Source organism: Streptomyces sp. NBC_00637 (assembly GCF_045161545.1).
Classification (GTDB): domain Bacteria; phylum Actinomycetota; class Actinomycetes; order Streptomycetales; family Streptomycetaceae; genus Streptomyces.
The window spans coordinates 7,985,129-8,005,751 of record NZ_CP109046.1; the positions used below are offsets into that span (position 1 = coordinate 7,985,129).

16 protein-coding genes are annotated in these 20,623 nt (G+C 72.1%); 8 read left to right on the forward strand and 8 right to left on the reverse strand.

Annotated features, from left to right (window positions below; translation table 11 throughout):
• Positions 1 to 98: 98 nt before the first annotated feature.
• The 6 genes from OG440_RS35305 to OG440_RS35330 form a co-directional block, all read right to left on the reverse strand.
• Positions 99 to 2,234: a beta-galactosidase gene (locus tag OG440_RS35305; RefSeq protein ID WP_406010820.1), complete on the reverse strand. Its 2,136-nt coding sequence runs from the start codon at positions 2,232 to 2,234 to the stop codon at positions 99 to 101.
• A 68-nt stretch (positions 2,235 to 2,302) separates the two neighbouring features.
• Positions 2,303 to 3,235, reverse strand: coding sequence for a carbohydrate ABC transporter permease (locus OG440_RS35310; RefSeq protein ID WP_406010821.1), 933 nt, complete (start codon positions 3,233 to 3,235; stop codon positions 2,303 to 2,305).
• On the reverse strand, positions 3,232 to 4,101 hold the full coding sequence (locus OG440_RS35315; RefSeq protein WP_406010822.1) for a carbohydrate ABC transporter permease: 870 nt from the start codon (positions 4,099 to 4,101) through the stop codon (positions 3,232 to 3,234). Before OG440_RS35315 ends, OG440_RS35310 begins: the two co-directional genes overlap by 4 nt.
• Position 4,102: 1 nt before the next feature.
• Positions 4,103 to 5,500 (reverse strand): ABC transporter substrate-binding protein, encoded by a 1,398-nt coding sequence (locus OG440_RS35320; protein ID WP_406010823.1) that lies wholly within the window; start codon positions 5,498 to 5,500, stop codon positions 4,103 to 4,105.
• A gap of 285 nt (positions 5,501 to 5,785) precedes the next feature.
• Positions 5,786 to 6,922, reverse strand: a complete 1,137-nt coding sequence (locus tag OG440_RS35325; protein WP_406010824.1) for a LacI family DNA-binding transcriptional regulator — start codon at positions 6,920 to 6,922, stop codon at positions 5,786 to 5,788.
• Between the two features lie 158 nt (positions 6,923 to 7,080).
• Positions 7,081 to 7,395, reverse strand: coding sequence for a hypothetical protein (locus OG440_RS35330; RefSeq protein ID WP_406010825.1), 315 nt, complete (start codon positions 7,393 to 7,395; stop codon positions 7,081 to 7,083).
• Between OG440_RS35330 and OG440_RS35335 the strand changes: the two genes are divergently transcribed.
• The 7 genes from OG440_RS35335 to OG440_RS35365 all read left to right on the forward strand — a co-directional run bounded on the left by OG440_RS35335 (position 7,394) and on the right by OG440_RS35365 (position 15,257).
• Complete coding sequence (locus OG440_RS35335) at positions 7,394 to 7,744, forward strand: hypothetical protein (protein WP_406010826.1); 351 nt, start codon at positions 7,394 to 7,396, stop codon at positions 7,742 to 7,744. The genes OG440_RS35330 and OG440_RS35335 overlap by 2 nt on opposite strands.
• Positions 7,745 to 8,012: 268 nt before the next feature.
• Complete coding sequence (locus tag OG440_RS35340; protein WP_406010827.1) at positions 8,013 to 8,867, forward strand: ABC transporter permease; 855 nt, start codon at positions 8,013 to 8,015, stop codon at positions 8,865 to 8,867.
• Complete coding sequence (locus tag OG440_RS35345) at positions 8,864 to 9,751, forward strand: carbohydrate ABC transporter permease (RefSeq protein WP_406010828.1); 888 nt, start codon at positions 8,864 to 8,866, stop codon at positions 9,749 to 9,751. Before OG440_RS35340 ends, OG440_RS35345 begins: the two co-directional genes overlap by 4 nt.
• 34 nt (positions 9,752 to 9,785) lie before the next feature.
• Positions 9,786 to 11,435 (forward strand): extracellular solute-binding protein, encoded by a 1,650-nt coding sequence (locus OG440_RS35350; RefSeq protein ID WP_406010829.1) that lies wholly within the window; start codon positions 9,786 to 9,788, stop codon positions 11,433 to 11,435.
• Between the two features lie 49 nt (positions 11,436 to 11,484).
• A complete protein-coding gene (locus tag OG440_RS35355) occupies positions 11,485 to 12,540 on the forward strand; it encodes a LacI family DNA-binding transcriptional regulator (protein ID WP_406010830.1) in 1,056 nt (351 codons plus the stop codon).
• A gap of 33 nt (positions 12,541 to 12,573) precedes the next feature.
• Complete coding sequence (locus OG440_RS35360) at positions 12,574 to 14,505, forward strand: DUF2264 domain-containing protein (RefSeq protein ID WP_406010831.1); 1,932 nt, start codon at positions 12,574 to 12,576, stop codon at positions 14,503 to 14,505.
• A gap of 299 nt (positions 14,506 to 14,804) precedes the next feature.
• The gene (locus OG440_RS35365) at positions 14,805 to 15,257 is read left to right on the forward strand and encodes a flavodoxin family protein (RefSeq protein WP_406010832.1); all 453 of its coding nucleotides are present in this window, start codon (positions 14,805 to 14,807) and stop codon (positions 15,255 to 15,257) included.
• 78 nt (positions 15,258 to 15,335) lie between these two features.
• On the opposite strand, the gene OG440_RS35370 is transcribed toward OG440_RS35365, so the two are convergent.
• Complete coding sequence (locus tag OG440_RS35370) at positions 15,336 to 15,806, reverse strand: hypothetical protein (protein WP_406010833.1); 471 nt, start codon at positions 15,804 to 15,806, stop codon at positions 15,336 to 15,338.
• Between the two features lie 142 nt (positions 15,807 to 15,948).
• Positions 15,949 to 17,892 (reverse strand): CASTOR/POLLUX-related putative ion channel, encoded by a 1,944-nt coding sequence (locus OG440_RS35375; RefSeq protein WP_406011549.1) that lies wholly within the window; start codon positions 17,890 to 17,892, stop codon positions 15,949 to 15,951.
• A gap of 447 nt (positions 17,893 to 18,339) precedes the next feature.
• Here OG440_RS35375 and OG440_RS35380 point away from each other — a divergent pair, with 447 nt between their 5' ends.
• Positions 18,340 to 20,622: a M4 family metallopeptidase gene (locus OG440_RS35380; protein ID WP_406010834.1), complete on the forward strand. Its 2,283-nt coding sequence runs from the start codon at positions 18,340 to 18,342 to the stop codon at positions 20,620 to 20,622.
• Position 20,623 lies beyond the last annotated feature (1 nt).

Sequence of the window (20,623 nt, forward strand, 5' to 3'; positions counted from 1 at the left end):
CGACGACGGTTCCCGGCACTCGGCCTGTTCTCCTCCCGCCCCTCCCGCGGCCGGCCCTTCCCCTGCGGACGGCCGCGGTGATCTCCGCAGGAGCCGGCTCAGGCGACGAGGACCCGTACGTCCCAGGGAGCGAGGTCCAGGGCGGCACCCGCGGGAACCGAGGCGCCGGTGAGGACGTCGGACAGGGCCAGCGGGACGCCGACGCTCGCGGGCTCCCAGCTCCAGTTGTGGACGATGTGGACGCGTCGCCCGTCGGGTGCGGTGCCGCTGGTCGCGGTGACGGAGGCCGGGAGGTCCCGCCAGGCGTGACGCGAGGCAGGGGTGAGCCACTCGGCCAGCGCCCGGGCGAGGTCGCGCCCGGGCGCCGTGCCGACGTACGTGACCCGGCCCGCGCCGTGCGGGCGGCTGGTGACCGCGGGCCAGCGCCCGAAGTGCGGATGGTCGTAGGTGACCAGCACCTCGGCGTCGGTGACCGTCAGGCCGTCGGCCCAGCGGGTCGCCGTCGCCCCCTCGGGCAGGTCGAGCGGGCCGCCGGACGCCGACCGTACGGGGACCTCCCCGACGAGGTTGCTGAACTCGTCGTAGCGCACGCCCGCGACGTCGGTCAGCCGGCCGGGGGCCGCCTCGTGCCGGGCCCTGGCCTCGTGGTCGGCGTACCCGGTGCGCGGGCCGAGGACGAGATGGCCGCCGGCCTCGGCGTAGGCCGCGAACCAGTCGAGCGTCGAGTCGGCCGCGAGGTACAACGCCGCTACCACGAGCACCGGATGACGGCGGACGGCCTCCTCGGGCGTCAGCCCCTCCCGCTCGCCGCGCGGGTCGTGCAGCTGGCGGGCGTGCACGATGCGGACCTGGCGCCCGGCCTCGAACGCGCCCCGGTAGAAGGGGTCGAAGAAGCGGTGGTAGGCGGCCGGGTCCGGTTCGCCGTCCGGCGTGGCCAGCGGCGGGTACTTCTGCATCAGCCACTTGCTCGGCGTCGAGTACACCATCGTGATGTCCGCGTCCGGTTCGAGCCCGGCGACGAGCGATCCCGCAGTCTCGAACTCAGCTCCCAGCCGGGCGAGTTCGGCGTACGTACGGCCGGGCTGACCGGTGTGCGGGAGGACGCCGCCCCAGTAGGTCTCGGCGCCGAAGTGCAGGGTGTTCCAGTGCCAGTACTCGATCATGCGGGCGCCCCGCGCGACCAGTGCCCACGCGGCCTGCCGCCACTGGCCGTCGTAGGCGGGCCGGTTGTCCCACGGGAAGCCGATGGAGCCGGCGTCGGTCTCGGTCACCAGGAACGGCTCCTGGCGGGAGGAGAACATCCAGTCGGCGGTCTGGTACAGCGCCCACACGCCGGTCGTCTTCCACTTCTGTTCGTGGCCGTCCGGGGTGGGGTCGGGGAGCAGGAGGCCGTCCTGCATGTCGTAGTACGGGTTGCCGGTGGCGATGTCGAGGCGGTCGGTGAGTTCGTCGTCCTCCACCGCCGGACGCGTGTAGGAGATGCAGGTGGTGACGAACTGCCCGGGGCGGGCGTACTCGCGGACGAGGTCGGCCTGCCAGCCGATGAACTCGGTGACCTGGCGCGCCTGGAACGCCCGCCAGGCGACGTCGTACTGGGGCTGGGCGTTGCCGTCCGGCGTCCACAGGTCGGCCCACGTCGACAGCCGGTGCGACCAGTAGACGAGCCCCCACTCGCGGTTGAACGTCTCGACGTCGCCGTACGTCTCGCGCAGATGGTCCACGAAGCGCTGGAAGACCCCGTGGTTGTGGAAGAGTTCCAGGCCCGGCTCGTTGTCGACCTGGAAGCCGATGACCGCGGGGTGTCCGGCGTAGCGGGCGATGATCTTGCGGATCACCCGCTCGGCGTGGAACCGGAAGCCGGGGTGGGTGAAGTCGACCTCCTGGCGCGCTCCCCAGCCGATGCGCTCACCGGTCCGCCGCTCGCCCGTGATCTCCGGGTACTGCCGGACCAGCCACGGCGGGACGGCGTACGTCGGGGTGCCGAGGACGACGGAGATGCCGCGCTCGTGGGCGCCGTCCAGCACCGGCTGGAGCCAGTCGAGATCGAACCGTCCGTTCTCCGGCTCCCAGGTCGACCACACCGACTCGCCGACCCGGATGACGGTGACATGCGCGTCGGCCATCAGATCGAGGTCGGTCTTGAGGCGTTCGCCGGGGCGGTCGTCGCCGTAGGGGGGCCGGTACTCGTGGTAGTACGCGGCACCGAAGAGGACGCGGGCAGACAGAGCCGCCATGAGGGAAACCTCCGGAGAAGCAAGGAAGTGGGGGAACGAGGAGATGGGGGGAAACGACGGGAAACGCGTTACTGCTTGACGCCGCCGGCGGCCAAACCGCTCTGCCAGTACCGCTGGAGCAGCAGGAACGCCACGACGAGCGGCACGATCGAGATGAGGGAGCCGGTCACGACCAGGGCGAGCATGTCGCTGCTGGAGCCCGCCCCGCCGTTCTGGGCCTGCGCGGCCCAGGAGGAGAGGCCGACCGTGACCGGGTACAGATCCGGGTCGTTCAGCATGATCAGCGGCAGGAAGTAGTTGTTCCAGGTCGCCACGAGCGTGAACAACAGGACCGTCACCAGGCCCGGAGCCAGCAGCCGCAGCGCGATCCGGAAGAAGATCCGGGCCTCGCCGGCCCCGTCGATGCGGGCGGCCTCCAGCACGCTGTCCGGGACGGCGTCCTGGGCGTAGACACGCATGAGGTAGAGGCCGAAGGGGTTGACCAGCGAGGGCAGGACGACCGCCCAAGGGGTGTTGACCAGGCCCGCCTTGGCGAAGAGCAGATAGGTCGGGATCGCCAGCGCGGTGGTCGGGACCATGACGGCGCCGAGCACCAGGTTGAAGGCGGCCCGGTCGCCGCGGAAGCGGAACTTCGCGAAGCCGTACCCGCCGGCGGCCGCGAGCAACGCGGCCCCGACCGCGCTGACACCGGCGTACAGCACCGTGTTGACCAGCCACCGCAGGAAGACCCCGTCGTCCTGGGTGAGGGTCTCCCTGACGTTCGTCAGCAACTGCGGGGCGTGCGAGAACCAGAGGCCGAAGCTGTTGAACAGGTCCTGGGTGCTCTTGGTCGAGGCGATCAGCAGCCAGAACAGCGGAAGGAGGAAGTAGGCCAGGGCGGCCAGCATGGCGATCGTCAGCGGGGTGCTGCGCCGGGCCCCGCGCCGGCGCCGCCCCGGGGGAGTGGCGGGGGCCGGCCGCGTCGGCGCGGCGACGGTGGGCGGTGGGGTCGTGGTCGTCACGAGGACCTCCTGCGGTTCGCGGTGAGCAGGACGGCGTAGGAGGCGGCCACGATGACGAGGCCGAGCAGGAAGGACACCGTGGCCGCGTAGTTGACCTGCTGGCCGGTGAACGCGAGCGTGTAGGCGTAGAGGTTGGCGGTGTAGGAGCTGCTGATCACGTCCGGGGCTATGGTCATCAGCAGTTTCGGCTCGTTGAACAGCTGGAAGCTGCCGATCACCGAGAACAGCAGGGTGAGCATCAGCGCCGGGCGCAGGGCCGGCAGTTTGATCGACCAGGCGATGCGCCAGGCGCCGGCCCCGTCCACCGAGGCCGCCTCGTACAGCTCCTCGGGGACGGTGCGCAGGGCGGCGTACAGGATGATCATGTTGTAGCCGACGAACTCCCACGTCACGATGTTCGCCAGGCTGCCGAGCATCCAGCCTTCGCCGAGGAAGTCCGGGGCGGGCAGACCGAGGTCGCGGCCGAGCTGGGCGAAGGGGCCGAAGTCCGGCCCGTACAGATAGCCCCACATGAGCGTGGCGACCACGCTCGGGACGGCGTACGGGACGAAGATGCCCAGCCGGATCACCCGGGCGAGCCGGAGCAGCCCGCTGTCCAGGGCCAGCGCGAAGGCCAGCGCCAGCAGCAGCATCACGGGGACCTGGACCACGAAGAACAGCGCGACGCGTCCCAGGCCGTGCAGGAACTGCGAATCGCCCAGTGCCTGGGCGTAGTTGTCGAGCCCGACGAACGCCGTGCCGCCGATGAGGCGTTCCCGGAACAGGCTCAGATAGGCGGCGTAGCCGAGCGGGGCGAGGAAGAGCAGCAGGAACAGCACCATGAACGGTGCGACGAACAGCGGTCCTGCCGCTCGATGACGGCGCATCTCAACTTCCCTTGACGGTGAAACCCTGGTTCTTGGCGTACGACGTGAGCCGTGACTGCCAGGTGCCGAGCGCGCGGAGGGTGTCGGACTTGTCGGCGAGGGACTTGCCGACCGTCTCGGTCCAGTCGGTCGCCGCCTGGTCGAGGAACGGGGGCCACTGGAAGGAGGAGTTGACCGTGGAGCTGATGTCGGCGAAGACCTTGTTGACCTTCTGGCCGCCGTAGAAGGAGGGTGCGTCCGACACGAACTCGGCGTCCGTCAGCAGGGCCTTGGTCGCCGGGAAGAAGAACTGCTCGGTGGCGAACATCTTCGCGCTGGCGGGGTCGGTGTTGAGGAACTGCGCGAACATCGCCGCCGCGATCGGGTTCTTGGTCGAGCGGATGACCGCGGTGGTCGAGCCGCCCCAGTTGCCCGAGCTGGGCTTGGCGGCGTCCCACTGCGGCAGCGGCGCCGCCCGCCACTTGCCCGCGGTGGCCTTCGCGGACCCGGAGAGGAAGACCGGACCCCAGGCGGCGGTGATCCAGGTGGCGTACTTGCCCTTGTTGAGGGCCGCGTACCAGGAGTCGGTGAAGTCCGGCTCGACGCCTATGACGCCTTCCTTCGCGAGGCCGCCCCAGTACGCGCCGAGCTTCTGCGACACCGCGTCGTCGACGCTGATGGTGATGTCGCTCTTGCCGGCGGTGACGTAGGGCTTGGCGCCCGCCTGCCACAACAGGCCGTGCCAGGCGGCGACCTGGTTGGCCGCGAGGTTCGTGAGGTAGACGTCGGGGTCGGCCTTGTGGAGCTTGCGGGCCGCCGCGGCGAACTCGTCCCAGGTCGTGGGGACGTCGATGCCGTGCTCGTCGAAGATGTCCTGCCGGTACAGCATGCCCATCGGGCCGGTGTCCTGCGGGATCGCCCACACCTCGCCGCCGCTGCCACCGACCTGGCCCCAGGTCCAGTCCACGAAGGTGGACTCGAGCGCGGAGGCGCCGTACGGGCGCAGGTCGAGCAGGCTGTCGGTGATGGTGAACGTCGGAATGGCCTGGTACTCGATCTGCACCATGTCCGGGGCCCCGCTGCCGGCCTTCAGCGCCGTGCGCAGCTTGGTGTACTGCGGGGTTCCCTGGCCCGCGTTGACCACCTTGACCTTGATGGCCGGGTACTTCGCCTCGAAGAGCGCGACCTCCTTGTCGATGTCCGGGACCCAGGTCCAGAACGTCAGTTCGGTCGGCGTCTTCATCGCCTTGTCGATGTCGGCCTGGGCGACCGGCTTGGCGGAGCCGGCGGAACCGGCGGAGTCGTCCCCGCCGCAGGCGGTGAGGGCGGCGCCGAGCGACAGGGCGCCCGTCGCGGTGAGGAAGAGCCGACGGCTCATCGGGGAGGGGCCGGACATGGATGTGGACGTGTTCTGGGGCATGGGGAACTCCCGCCGGAGGCGATGGTCACGACACGCCTGGCATGGGCGTGCGGAGGCATGGGTGAGGAAGGCGTGGGCGCGACGACCGGGGCCTACGGGCCGATGCGGTCGAGGCTGGAGGAGAGGGAGACGGCGAGGGCGGAGCGGGCTCGGGTCGCGCCGCGATCAGCGGCGGCCCGGTGCGGCTCCGGTGACGAGCCGGTGGCGAGGGCGCGGACGGTACAGCGGCTCGGCTTCACGTCGCGCGCGGCCAGAAGGGGGGTCGGCCGGGTCGGGTGGTGCTGCTCAGTGCGATGCCGAGGGGCCTCCCTTCGCCGGTGGCGCGGTGTGCGCGGGGGAGGGGGCGGTGGCGTGCCGTCCGCGAGCCGGGGTCGTCCGGTGCGGCGGGGGTGCGGTCGAGGACCGGACGACGAGGTCGATCGGTGGGTCGCTCGCCGGCAGGGGGTCGGCCTCGGGGTTCTCGATGGTGTGCACCAGGCGCTTGAGCCCCGCCTGCGCCACGGCGTCGAAGGGCTGCGGCACCGTGGTCAGCGGAGGAGTCACAAAGGCGGCGACCGGGACGTCGTCGAAGCCGACGACGCTGACGTCCTGGGGCACCCGCCGTCCCGCCTCGGTGAGCGCGCGGATCAGTCCGATCGCCATGTCGTCGTTGGCGGCGAACACGGCGGTGACGGCCGGGTCGGCGGCCAGTTTCCGTCCGGCAGCGTACCCGGAGGCGGCCGACCAGTCGCCCTCGACGACCGGCGGCACGTCCCTGCCGTGGGCGGCCAGCGTGCTCCGCCAGCCCTCCAGCCGGTCCCGGGCGGCGTACCAGCGCCGCGGTCCGGCGAGGTGGTGGACCGTCGTGTGCCCGAGGTCCAGGAGGTGTTCGGTGGCCACGCGGGCCATCAGGTCGGCTCCGTCGCCCGCGGTCAGTACCGTGGGCGCGACGACGGGGGACGGCGCGCCGAGGACGAGCACCGGCACGTCGACGCGGAGGGCGACCTCACCGTCGGCTCCCCGTTCGTCGATCGGTTCGGAGATGACGATGCCGTCCACTCCCTGGTCGAGGAGCGAGTCCACGGCGCCGGTGATGCCCGCCGGGTCGCCTTCCATCGTGTTGACCACGCGGAGCGCGTATCCCGTGTCCCGCAGGGCCCGCTCGACTCCCATGAGGAGCGAGGCGGGACCGTACAGGGCGGTGCCCAGCGTCACCACACCGATGGAGCGGGTCCGCCCGGAGGCCAGTGCCCGGGCGGCGTTGTTGCGCCGGTAACCGAGCTCCTCGGCGGCTTCGAGGACGCGTCGGCGCACATCGGCGGAGACGTACTGCTCGTCGTTGAAAACCCGGGAGACCGTCTTCTGCGAGACGCCGGCCAGCCGGGCCACGTCCACGCTGCGTGGCGCGGCGGTGTTCCCGCCCCGCCCTGTTCCTCGCGTCATGGTGTCTCCCGGTGGCCGCACGTGCGAACGATGATGCCAGACGTCGTCGGTCTGACTGCGCAGTCATGTCTGCGCTGTCATGTCTACGCAGTCATAAGTCGGCCGTCAAGGGTTGGGAACGTATCCGTCACACATACCGGGCGTCGACGGCCCGGGGGTCAGCTCGTGGGCAGCCACTTCTCCAGGGCGCCGATGAGGCGGTCGAGCGCGGGTGTGTCGGTGGAGCGGTCCGTCATGACCGTACGGCCGCCGAACTGAAGGGTGTACTGGAACCTGTCGGCCGATCCCGTGTCGATCGCGAAGGCGGGGACGTCGGCGAGTGCCGGATCTCCGAGCAGGGTCCGCAGCGTCGTGAACTGGGCCGTGGTGGTGCGGCGTACCGCGCTCTCGCCGCTGTCCGTGGTCCGGACCGTGCCGTCACCGCGCAGGACCACCTGCCGGTTCACCCCGGCGAAGCCGCCGCTCACGGTCATGGTCACCAGCTTCTGGTCCGGGCCGGTGACGGGCACGGGCGACGGGCTCGCCGACGCGGGCAGCGACACGGAAGGGGAGGCGGGGGAGGCGGAAGAGGAGGGGGGAGGCGCCGAGGGAGAGGGTGAGGCGGACGCCGACGGGGGGTCGGAGACGGTCACCGAGGCGACGGCGTCGTCCGTCGGCTCCGCCGCCTTCCCGTCGTCCCCCGACGAGCAGCCGGCCAGCGCCAGCGCCGCGGCCGTGCACACCATCACCGAACTCCGGATGAGCATCCTTCCCTCCCTGCCTGTCGTGTGCCTGTGCGTCATGAGCCTGCGTGTCATGTTCATGAACATGCGTCCCTCATGAGTCCCTGAGTACCCGTCATGTCAGGGTGCCATGCCGCAGGTTCCGCCACGGCGGGGTACGGCCGAGCTCTGTCAGAAGTGTTGACCCGTGTTCTGAAAACGTTTTAACTTCACCTCACTCGACCCCGAGGGGAGGAGGCTCCGTGGCGACGTTGCTGCGCGAGAACCCCAGTAAAAAGGAAGAGTGCAGCGCGCCCCGACGCCCATTTCGGCGCCGAAAAGAACTTAAACGTTTTCAGAGATCAGGCCACCGGACGCTGTTCCTGCTCATGCTGCCGGGGCTCGCCTACTTCCTCGTGTTCCACTACGGCGCGCTCGCCGGCAATGTCATCGCGTTCAAGGAGTACGTGCCGTTCGACGGCATCTGGGGCAGCCCGTGGGTCGGACTCGGCAACTTCCGGCGCATGTTCGAGGACGCCGAGTTCTGGGACGCGGTCCTCAACACCCTCTGGATCGCCGTCCTCCAACTCGTCTTCTACTTCCCCGTCCCGCTCGGCCTCGCACTGCTCCTGCACACCCTCACCTGGAGCACGGTCCGCCGCTTCGTGCAGTCCGTGGCCTATCTGCCGCACTTCGTCTCATGGGTGATCGTCGTCGCCCTCTTCCAGCAGGTCCTCGGCGACACCGGCATGGTCAACGGCTATCTCGGCGACGCGGGACTGCACACCGTCGACATCGTCGGCAACCCCGACGCCTTCCGCCCCCTCGTCGTCGCCCAGGTGATCTGGAAGGACGCCGGCTGGGGCACGATCATCTTCCTCGCGGCGCTCTCCCAGGTCGACGAACAGCAGTACGAGGCCGCCGCGATCGACGGCGCCGGGCCCTGGCGGCGGTTCTGGCACGTCACCCTGCCGGCCATCCGGCCGGTGATCGTGCTGCTGCTCGTCATGCGGCTCGGCGACATCCTCTCCGTCGGCTTCGAACAGATGCTGCTCCAGCGCGACGCGGTCGGCCCGCAGACGGCCGAGGTCATCGACACGTTCGTCTACTACCGGGGCATCGTCGGCGGCGACTACGGATTCGCGGCCGCCGCGGGCCTGTTCAAGGGTCTGGTCGGCGCCCTGCTCGTGTACACGGCCAACAAGGTCGCCCACCGGCTCGGCGAACAGGGGGTCTACCGGTGAGCGCCCGGACCCGCCCCGGCTGGATGGAGAAGCCGCGGCCCGCCACCCAGGCCGCGAAGGCCGTCGCCCTCGCCGCGGTCGTCCTCCTGGTCTGCGTGCCCTTCCTCGTCATCGTGTCGACTTCGCTCGCCGCCCCGCGCGAGGTCGTGGCGAACGGCGGCTGGGTGCTGTGGCCCGAGCACCCCACCCTGGAGGCGTACCGGGACATCCTCGACGGCGGCATCGTCACCCACGCCCTCGCCGTCAGCGCCGGCGTCACCCTGGTCGGCACCGCGCTGAGTCTCGTCTGCACGGTCACCCTCGCCTACGCCCTCTCCCGCCCCCACGTGTTCGGCGGCCGCCCGGTCCTGCTGCTGATCCTCTTCACCTTCCTCTTCCCGCCGGGCATGATCCCGGGCTTCCTGCTGGTCAAGGAGCTGGACCTGCTGGGCAGTTACGGCTCGCTGGTCCTCCCGGTGCTGGTCAACGTCTTCAACCTGGTCGTGCTGCGCGGCTTCTTCCAGGGCATCCCCGAGGAGCTCTACGAGGCCGCCCGCCTCGACGGCGCCGGAGACCTTCGCGCTCTGTGGTCCATCGTGCTGCCGCTGTCGAAAGCGGCGCTCGCCGTGGTCGGACTGTTCTACGCGGTGGCGTACTGGAACTCCTGGTTCTACGCCTCGCTCTACCTCGAGAGCGACCACTGGCCGGTGCAGCAGGTGCTGCGCACCTACGTCGTGGCCGGCTCCGGCCTCACCGACACCACCACCGGCGAGGCCGCGGTCCACGCCCCGCAGACGATCCAGATGGCCGTGCTGGTGATCGCCACCGTGCCGATCCTGCTCGTCTACCCCTTCCTCCAGAAGTACTTCACCAAGGGCGTGCTCACCGGCGCCGTCAAGAGCTGACCCCGCACCTCGCCCCGCAGAAAGGTCATTCGTCATGTCCGGCATGTCCCGACGCACGCTGCTGCGATCCGTGGCCGCGGGTGGCGCCGCCGTCGCCGTCCCCGGCCTGCTCACCGCCTGCTCCACGGGTTCGGACGACAAGGGCGTCTCCAACGCGGGCAAGGAACTCGCCCCCTGGCCCGCCTACGCGGCTCCCGCCGGCCCCCGGCCCGACCTCGCGCCCACCGACGCGGGCGTCCAGGCGGGCTTCACCTCCTACCCCTCCTCCCTCGTCACCTCGACCTCCGGTACGCCCGGCGACGGCTCCACCGTGAAGGTCCTGGCCGTCACCTTCGGCACCCCGCCCAAAGCGGCCGACCGGAACCAGTACTGGCGGGCCGTCGAGAAGGCCCTCGGCGTGAAGATCGAGTTCACGGTGGTCCCGCAGGCCGACTACCAGAAGAAGATGGCCACCGTCATGGCCGGCGACCCCGACTCGCTGCCCGACATCATCAACGTCTTCACCGGCGTCACCCTGCCGCGCGAAGCCCAGTTCGTGCAGCGCAGGGCCGAGGACCTCACACCCCACCTCTCGGGCGAGGCGATCCGGGACCACCCCAACCTGGCGGGCATCCCCACCCACGCCTGGCGCGACATGGGCCGCATCGGCGGGCGGCTCTACGGCATCCCGCTCGAACGCCCGCTGCCCGGCTCGACCCTCTGGCTCAACCAGGGCCTGTTCACCGAGGCCGGCATGAGAGGCGGCTGGGCCTCCACGGACTTCGCGGCCGTCGCCCGCGAGGCCACCCACGGCAGGCGGTACGCGCTCGGCGCCTCCGTCGGCTCCCTCTTCGGCAACGCCGTGCACGCCGCCGCGCACCGCGCCCCGAACGGCTGGGCCGTCGACAAGGCAGGCACCTTCCATCCCCACTACGGCGACGACCGCTTCAAGGCCGCCGTCGCCTTCCAGGCCCAGCTGCGCAAGAACGGGTCCTACCATCCCGACGCCACCTCGATGTCCCAGGTGGACCTCGGCACCCTCTTCCTCAACGGCACCGTCGCCGCCCTCCAGGACGGTTTCGGCGCCTACCAGACCCGCTACCCCGACTCCGAGGGACTGCTGACCCCGGCGCCGGCCCTGCCGTACAGCGTCGACGGCACCCCCGGGGGCGTCGTCGCCGCCCGCCGCTCCTTCGGCTACACGATCCTGAAGAAGGCCGGCAAGGAACGTATCCGGATGCTGCTGCGCCTCCTCGACCACCTCGCGGCCCCCTTCGGGACCAAGGAGTGGGAACTCGTCCACTACGGCGTCGAGGGCGTCCACTTCACCCGCGGGAAGGACGGCTCCCCGCAGGCGACGAAGCTCGGTGAGGTGGAGAACGTGTCCAACCTGCCGTTCCGCTACCTGGCCGAGGGCCCTCAGGTGCTGTTCCTGCCCGGCCTGCCCGACGCCGTACGCGCCCTGCACACCTGGCAGCGGACCGTCGTCCCGGTGGCGATCCGCAACGCCTCCTTCGGCCTGAAGTCCCCGACCGACACCTCCCAGGGCGCCACGCTCAAGGCCCTGATGGACGACACGATCACCGCCGTGATCGCCGGCCGCACGCCGATGTCCGAGTACGACGAGGCGGTACGGACCTGGCGCTCGCGGGGCGGCGACAGAATGGCCGGGGAGTACGCCGAGGAGTACGACGCCAACACCTGAGTCGGCGCCGGCGGCGGAACGGACACGGACGAGGGGAACGGGGTACGACATGACGGCACAGGGACGGGTGACCATCCGCGAGGTGGCCGAACGCGCGGGCGTGTCCGTGGCCACGGTCTCCCGCGTGCTCAGCGGCAACTACCCGGTTCCGCCGGCCACCCGCACCCGGGTGCTGCGCGCCGCCCGCGCCCTCGACTACGTCGCCAACGCCCACGCCCGCGCCCTCGTCGGCGGCGGCCGCAAGACCGTCGCCGTCGTCGTGCGCCAGGTCACCAGCCCGTTCTACGCCCAGGTCGCCGAGGGCGTCGAGGCGGAGGCCGCCACCCACGGCTGGCTCTGCCTGGTCGGCACCACCGGCGGGGACCCGCAGCGCGAGCTGGAGTTCGTGCAGCTCATGCGGGAGGAGGGTGCCCGGCTGGTCATCCTGGTCGGCGGGGTCGTCGAGGACGACGCCTACCGGGAACGCGTCGCGCACTACGCGCAGGCCCTCGACGCCGCCGGGGCCCGCCTGGTGCTCTGCGGCAGGCCCGCCCCCGACCCCGACATCCCCGCGCTCGTCGTCGAGTTCGACAACGAGGCCGGTGCCCGCGCCATCACCGGGCACCTGCTCTCGGCAGGGCACCGCAGGATCGTCTTCCTCGGCGGACTGCCCGGCAACACCGCCCTGGACGCCCGGGTACGCGGCTACCGCGCCGCCCTCGCCGACCACGGCGTCCCACCGGAGACCGCCCAGGTCGTCGACTGCGGCCTGGGACGGGCCGCCGGGCTCCGAGCGATGACCGAACTCCTCAAGGAGGAGCGGGAGTTCACGGCGGTCGTCGCCGGCGACGACATGGTCGCGGCCGGCGCCCTGCGCGCCCTCGCCGAGGCCGGGCTGCGCGTCCCCGACGACATCTCCGTCGTCGGCTACAACGACATCCCCCTCGCGGAGGACTTCCACCCGCCCCTCACCACCGTGCGCACACCCGCCGAGGAACTCGGCCGCGCCGCCGTGCGCATCGCCCTGCGCGACCCCGATCAGGCCGCCACGACCCACCATCTGCTCGGCACCCACATCGTCGTACGCGACAGCGTCGCCGCGCCCCCGCCCGGGCGCGCCCACTGACCGACGACCGACCCGCGGAGGAACCGTCCCCGTATGACCGCGCCGCATCCGTCGGCCGACGCCGGCCACCTGCCGCCCCCCGATCCCACCTTGTCCCCCTACACCGGTTACACCAGGGCCCACTGGGAGGCCACCGCCGACCGGCTGCTCGCCGCGATCCGTCCGTACGCCGGCCCCGGCCTCGCCCAGTACCGGCTGCCCGGCCGCGCCGGCCACTCCGGTGCCTGGTCGGACGGGCTGGAGGGGTACGCCCGCTCGTTCCTCCTGGCCGCGTTCCGGATCGCGGGCTCGGGCGGCGACGTCGGCCCCACCCTGATCGAGCGCTACGCCGCCGGTCTCGCCGCCGGCGTCGACCCCCGCCACCCGGAGCACTGGCCGCCCATCACCGACCGCGGCCAGCCCATGGTCGAGGCCGCCTCCGTGGCCATCGCCCTGCACGAGACCCGCCCCTGGATCTGGGACCGACTGCCCGACCGGACGCGGGAGATGGCGGTCGCGTGGCTGGGCGGCTTCGTCGGAGCCACCGCCAACGACTCCAACTGGCGGCTGTTCCAGGTCATCGCCGAGGAGTTCCTCGCCTCCGTCGGGGGTCCGCACGACCGCGCCGAGATCGACGGCGGACTCGACCGCCTCGACGACTGGTACCGGGGAGACGGCTGGTACACCGACGGCGAAGGCCGCAAGTTCGACTACTACAACGCCTGGGCCCTGCACCTCTACCCCGTCCTGTGGGCCCGGGTCGCCGGCCACCGCGCGGACCCCGCCCGTGTCGCCACCCACCGCGCCCGCCTGCGCGAGTTCCTCGACGTCCACCAGTACTTCTTCGGCTCCGACGGCGCTCCCGTCCACCAGGGCCGCTCCCTCACCTACCGCTACGCCACCGCCGCCCCGCTCTGGGCGGGCGCCCTCGCGGACGTCACCCCCCTGTCACCCGGCCGCACCCGCCGCCTCGCCTCGGGTGCCCTGAAGCACTTCGCCGACCATCGAGTGCCCGACGAGCGAGGCCTGTTGAGCCTCGGCTGGTACCAGCCCTATCTGCCGGTCACCCAGCCGTACTCGGGTCCGGCCTCCCCGTACTGGGCGAGCAAGGCCTTCCTCGGTCTGCTGCTGCCCGCCGACCACCCGGTGTGGACCGCGCCCGAGGAAGCGGGTCCCGTCGACACCGCCGACCGGCACCTGGCCCTGCCCGCGCCGGGGTGGCTGCTGCACTCGACGGCCGCCGACGGGATCGTCCGGCTGGTCAACCACGGTACCGACCGGCTCCCGCCGCCACCCGCCGGCTCCGACGACAGCCCGCACTACACGGGCTTCGCCTACTCCACCGCGACGGCCCCCGAGACCCCGCCGCCCGGCGCACCACCCGGTCCCGACAACCGCATCGCCCTGCTGGTCCCCACGGGTCCGACCCGTCGCGGCCGCATCCACCCGCTATACGCGCAGGGCCGGCGGGCGGCGTCCTGGCACACCCCGCTCGGCGCGGACGGCGACGAGCGCCTGCGCGTCACCACGGCGAGCGTGGTGCGGGGGCCGTGGGAGATCCGCGTGCACCGCGTCGAAGCCCCCGCAGGCACGCCCGTCCGGGCCGGCGGCTGGGCGGTGGCCTGCGACGTGGCCCCGCCCCTCGCGGGGACGGGCGAGGCCTGGGCCGTGGCCCGCCGCACCGACGGTCTCACCTCGGCCCTCGTCGGCCTGTTCGGCTGGGAGGACGCCACCGCCGAGGTGACCCGGGCCCGGGGCCACAACGCCTATGGCGACCACTCGGCCGTCCCCGTCCTCACCGCCCCGCACCCGGGGGGCGCGGGGCTGCTGGCGACGCTGGTCGTTCTCACCGCCGACCCGATCGCCGCGGCGGACGTACAGACGGGCGCGGGCGCGGTCCTTGTCAGTGAGGGCACCCTCGAGGTCCGCTTCCCGGACGGCACGACCGAGACCGTCATCGTCACCCCGGTGCCCGATCCGAGGTGAGAGCCGACGCGTGACGGGAATGGCGCGTGACGGGAATGGCGCGCGACGGGGATGACGCGCGGCGGGGGCGACGCGCTGCGGGGACGAGGCACGATCCCAGGCCTGGTCCGCCCCCAGCCCCCTCGGCCCCGCCCCCGGCCCCCCGCTCCGGCTGTCCTCGGCCACCCCGCCCCGACCCCCCGCCCCGCCCCTCGGCCACCCCCGCCCCCGGTTCCGGCTGCCCCCGGCCACCCCGGGCCCGGCCCGTCCGCGCGGCGTCGCTTGCGGCCGGGCCGGGGGAGCGGGCAGGGTTCCGTGCCGTGGCCACTTTGCTGATCGTCCATCACACCCCTTCGCCCAACTGCCAGGCGCTTTTCGAGGCGGTCGTCTCGGGCGCGACGGCGCCGGAGATCGAGGGCGTCCGCGTCGAACGCCGGGCCGCCCTCGCCACGACCGCCTCCGACGTCCTGGCCGCCGACGCCTACCTGCTGGGCACACCGGCCAATCTCGGCTACATGTCCGGCGCGCTCAAGCACTTCTTCGACCAGGTGTACTACCCCTGCCTCGACACCACCCGTGGCCGGCCCTTCGGCTACTACGTACACGGCGGCAACGACGTGACCGGCGCCGTGCGTGGCATCGAGACCATCACCACGGGCCTGGGCTGGCGGCGTGCGGCCGAGCCGGTCACCGTCACCGGGGAGCCGGACAAGGCGGATGTGGCGGCCTGCTGGGAACTGGGCGCGACGGTCGCGGCCGGCCTGATGGACTGAGGGGCCCCGCGCCGACACGCGGAATCAGCGTGAGACGGCGGGACGGGGTGGGAGACCGTGGGCCGGGCAGCGAGAGGCTCAGTTCCAGAGCGGGTACGTCACCACCCGACCGAACTGCTCGGGCCTGTCCCCGAGGTAGGTGAGGGTGATCCGGCTGTAGTGCTGCACCTGCGGGTGCTTCTTCCACGGCTGCGGCCGGTCGAGCTTCACGACGACGGCGTACGGGTGGAAGGCGCCCGCCGCGCAGTAGGGATCGCAGTCGTTGACCACGTTGACCCCGGTGGCCCGCGCGGACTTGGCGCCCCAGCTGTCCCAGTGCAGCGAGACCAGACGGCTGTTGCCGTCGCCGCACGCCAGGATGAAGTCGCCGGGCCGCACCTTGGCATGCCAGAGGCAGTCGACCAGGACCGGCGCCGTGGCCTGCCGCACCGCGGCCGGGCGAGCCGCCGTGGGCGGCGACGCGGCCGGTACGGCCGAGGCCGAGCCGACGGCCGCCGTGAGGCCCAGCGCCGCACCGAGCATGACCGCTGTTCTCGTCGTGTGTCGCATGGCAGCTCCCGCCCGACCGAACCGGGAGCCGTCTGTGTCCGCGCCCGGATGAAGTTCTCTACCGACGCTACGACGGGGAGCGGAAGGGGACCACTCGAACGGCCCAGAGCCGCGATGCGCGCTGACGCCCGGGGGCGGACCGCTAGGAGACGTCCACCCGCGCCACGTGGCTCCCACCCGTCTCACCCGCTCCACCGGCACCGCCCTCGGCCGCGGCGTCCGCAACGATCACGACGATCTCGTCCGCGCGGCTCCAGATCCGTCTGCCGTCCTTGGCGGGATTGAGCCGGACCTCGTGGCGTGTGTGCGCGGCGGCGGGGTCGTGACAGCGGTAGCCGATGGCGCACTCGCCGCGGTCGCGCGCCGCCGCCACGACCGTGGCGAAGGACGCGGGCCGGTCCGGGAGGACGTAGTGATGGGCCGGGCGCAATCGCAGCGCGCTGCCGCCGGCGGCGAACAGTTCCTCGAACACTTTGGCCAGCTGTCCGTTCTGCGAGACCTGCGCCATGAGCAACCCTGTCAGCTGTCCGCCGACGACCACCTCGGAGCCCGGTCCGAGCGGGGCCAGGACGCGATTGCGTTCGTCGGCGAGTTCGGCGACGACCGGGACGGCCCGGCCGGCCTCCCGCGCCAGGGACCGCAGTATCAGCAGGACGACCAGCGTGCGATGGTCCGGCCGGTCGGCGTCGGCTCCGGTGTCCGGTCCCAGCACGATGATCCGGTCGTAGGAGCCCGGGTCCAGGCCGCGCAGGGCCGAGGGTTCGGTCGGATCGGCGGCTGCGAAGGTCACGGCGAAACCGTCGGCGAGTGCGGGGTCCCTGCGTGGTTCCGGCAGCGGCGGCGTCGGCGGCGCCTGCTCCGCCGGGTCGGTGACGACGTGCAGGTGCGACCCCCACCGCGCGTGGCGGCGCAGCTGGTCGACCAGGTGCGGCGCGCGACGGTTCCAGCCCAGCAGCAGGAAACGCGAGGGGGTGTCCGCGTCCGGGCCGGGTTCGGCCGGCGGCGACGGCTCCACGAGATGCCGGCAGTCCTCCCACCGCGCGGTGTCGGCGTCCGGCGCCACGACCACGAGACGGTCCCCCGGCGCGAGGACGGTTTCGGCGGGCGGGTTGAGCAGGGGAGTGCCGTCGGCTCGCACCAGCCCGGCCACGGCGGCCGTCGCGCAGTCGAGCAGGACGTCGCCGAATCGGCGCCCCACGAGTTCGGGGGCGTCGGCGAGGTAGAACTCCTCGCCCGCGAAGTCGAGGAGTTCCCGGAGCACGGGTGTCAGGCCCGGGTGGAGCGCGGAGTGCGCGATCAGCCCGGCCGCCGTCCGGTCGGACTCCAGCACGATGCCCCGCGGACCCGCGGCCAGCCGGGCCGCTGTCCGGTACCGCTCGTCCCGTACGCAGGCGACGACGGGTGGGCCCGCGTGTTCACCGAGGACGGCGTGCAGGGCCAGCAGGGTCCGTACGGTCTCCGCGTCCCCGGCGGTCTCCGTGGCGGGCAGGACCAGCACCGCCCTCGCCGATCCCGGACTGACCAGACCGAGCGCTTCGGGGTCGGCCGTGGAGCCGCTGCGACAGATCAGCCGTGTGGTGCCGGTGGGTCCGAGCACGGCCGCCAGCGCTTCCTCCATCTCAGTCTTGTCCCGGTCGGCGAGGACCACGACCGCGCCCCACCGCTGATCGGGGCGCGCCGCGACCAGCTCGCCGACCACCGTGAACACCTGCTCCGACCAGCCGAGGACCACCGAGTGGTCCGTCTCCACCACGGTGGAGCGGCCCCGGCGCAGTTCGGTGAGGCGGTCGGTGAGGGCGGTGGTGATCACGCCGATCAGTGTCGACACGTACAGCAGGGCCATCAGGCCCAGCACCACCGACAGCAGCATCCGCAGCGGGGCGCCGGTCACCGCGCCCAGCCGCAGGGTCTCCGCGCTCACCCGCCACACCGCGGTCAGCCGGCCCGACAGCGAACGGGGCGAGGCGGGGTCCGTCCACACCAGCAGCGCACTCGCCGGAACGACGATGCCCAGGCAGGTCACGGCCAGCCAGCCGACCAGTCTGCCGGTGCTGCGGGCCAGTGTGTTGTCGAACCGGTAGCGCATCCGCTCCCGTAACGAGATCGGCCCTCGCCGCTGCTCTTCCACCGCGCCCCCTGTGTGCCGCTCTTCCGCCGCCATGTTCCGTCGCCCGCTGAACTCGCAGGGTGCTGCCCGGAGTGCCCCGACACGCCGTGAGGGTCCCCGTATTCACCCTTTCGGGGAAGAGGGTCGCGCCCGCGGCTGAAAACATGCGCCGAGCAGGGCGGATACCCGGCCGGGCATGGTCATTTCCAGCCGTAGTTTTGGCATTCCCATGACAAACCTGTGGACGCGATGCCACGCTGCTGCCGAAGTTCACCCTTCCTTCACACCCGCATCACGCGGGGCATCCCACCCACCCCCCACCTCCTTCCACCCGCCTGCCGTGCAGCGCTCCGGACCGGCCCGTCCCGTCGGTCCGCCCACCTCGGTCCCCACCACGGGCCGACCGTCGCACAGAAGGAGTCCCCGTTGCCCCGGCGACACCGCCCCACCCTCCGGCGCCGACGCGCCACCGCCCTCGCCCTGACAGCCATAGGCACCCTGCTCGCCCTGGGAGCCCCCGCCGGCACCGCCGGCGCGGCGCCCGCCGACCCCGGCCCCGGCTCGGGCCCCGCCAAGATCACCGCCACGCCCCGCGCCGGTGCGGCTGCCACGGCCCTGTCCCCGGCCCGTCGTGCCTCGCTGATCAAGAGCGCCCAGACCACGGCCGGTTCCATGGCCCGGCGGCTCGCCCTCGGCTCGCGGGAGAAGCTCGTCGTCAAGGACGTGGTCCAGGACGCCGACGGCACCACGCACACCCGCTACGAGCGCACCTACGCCGGACTGCCCGTCCTCGGCGGCGACCTGCTGGTCCACCTCGACAGCGGCCGGACCACCGTGTCCAGAGCCAGTGGGGCGACGCTCATGCTGCCGTCCCTCAGCCCGAAGCTCTCCGTGACCGCCGCCGGCGACAAGGCCCTCGCGGCCGCGAGGAGCGCCGACGTCACCGGCGCCGAGACCGGGAGCGCGCCCCGTCTCGTCGTCTGGGCCGGCGCGGGCAAGCCGGTCCTGGCCTGGGAGACGGTCGTCGACGGCGTCCAGCGGGACGGCACGCCCAGCGAACTCCAGGTGGTCACCGACGCGACCACGGGCAAGGAGATCCTGGCCGCCGAGAAGGTGCACACCGGCACCGGCACCGGTCAGTTCGCCGGCACGGTTTCCGTCGGAAGCACCCTGGCGGGCTCGACATACCAGCTCATCGACGGCGACCGCGCCGGGCACAAGACGTACGACCTGAACCAGGGCACCTCGGGCACCGGCACCCTCTTCACGGACGACAACGATGTCTGGGGCGACGGCACCCCGTCCAACCGCCAGACCGCCGGTGTCGACGTGGCCTACGGCGCCGCCGCCACCTGGGACTTCTACAAGGACGCGTACGGCCGCAACGGCATCCGCAACGACGGCGTCGCCGCCTACAGCCGGGCCCATTACGGCAACAACTACGTCAACGCCTTCTGGCAGGACAGCTGCTTCTGCATGACCTACGGCGACGGCTCGGGCAACACGCACCCGCTGACCGCCCTCGACGTGGCCGCCCACGAGATGAGCCACGGCGTCACCGCCGCCACCGCCAACCTGACGTATTCGGGTGAGTCCGGCGGTCTCAACGAGGCGACCTCCGACATCTTCGCCGCCGCCGTCGAGTTCCACGCGAACCTCGCGGCCGACCCCGGCGACTACCTCGTCGGCGAGAAGATCGACATCAACGGCAACGGGACCCCGCTGCGGTATATGGACAAGCCCTCCAGGGACGGCTCCTCCCGCGACAGCTGGAGCTCCACCCTGGGAGGCATCGACGTCCACTACTCCTCGGGCCCCGCGAACCACTTCTTCTACCTGCTCTCCGAGGGCAGCGGCGCCAAGACCGTCAACGGCGTCGCCTACGACAGCCCGACCTACGACGGCCGGGCCGTCACCGGTATCGGCATCGAGAACGCCGCCGCGATCTGGTACCGGGCGCTGACGACGTACATGACCTCGTCGACCAACTACGCGGGCGCCCGCACCGCCACCCTCCAGGCGTCGGCCGACCTGTTCGGCGCCTACAGCCCCACCTATCTCGCCGTCGCCGACGCCTGGGCCGGCATCAACGTCGGCAGCCGTATAGCCCTCGGCGTCAACGTCGCCCCGATCGCCGACCAGACCAGCGGAGTCGGCCAGTCGGTCAGCCTCCAGGTGGACGCGTACACCACCAACTCCGGTGCGGGGCTGACCTATGAGGCCACCGGCCTGCCCGACGGTCTGACCCTCGGCGCGAACGGCCTGATCTCCGGGACGCCGACCACCCCCGGCACCGGTGAGGTCGCCGTCACCGTCACCGACAGCACGGGCGCGTCCGTCACGGACACCTTCGCCTGGCGGATCGCGTACATCTACGCCACCTCCACCCGCGTCGACATCCCCGACAACGGCGCCGCGGTGGAGTCCCCGATCACCATCGCGGGCCGCGACGGCAGTGCCTCCGCCACCACCTCGGTCTACGTCGACATCGTCCACACCTACCGCGGTGACCTGACCGTCGACCTCGTCGGCCCCGACGGCACCGTCTACCCGCTCCTCAACCGCACCGGCGGCTCCGCGGACAACGTCGACCAGACCTTCACCGTCGACGCCTCGGCCCAACCCGTCACCGGTACCTGGAAGTTGCGGGTCCAGGACCGCGCGTCGATCGACGTGGGGTACGTCCGGGGCTGGCAGCTGACGCCCTGAC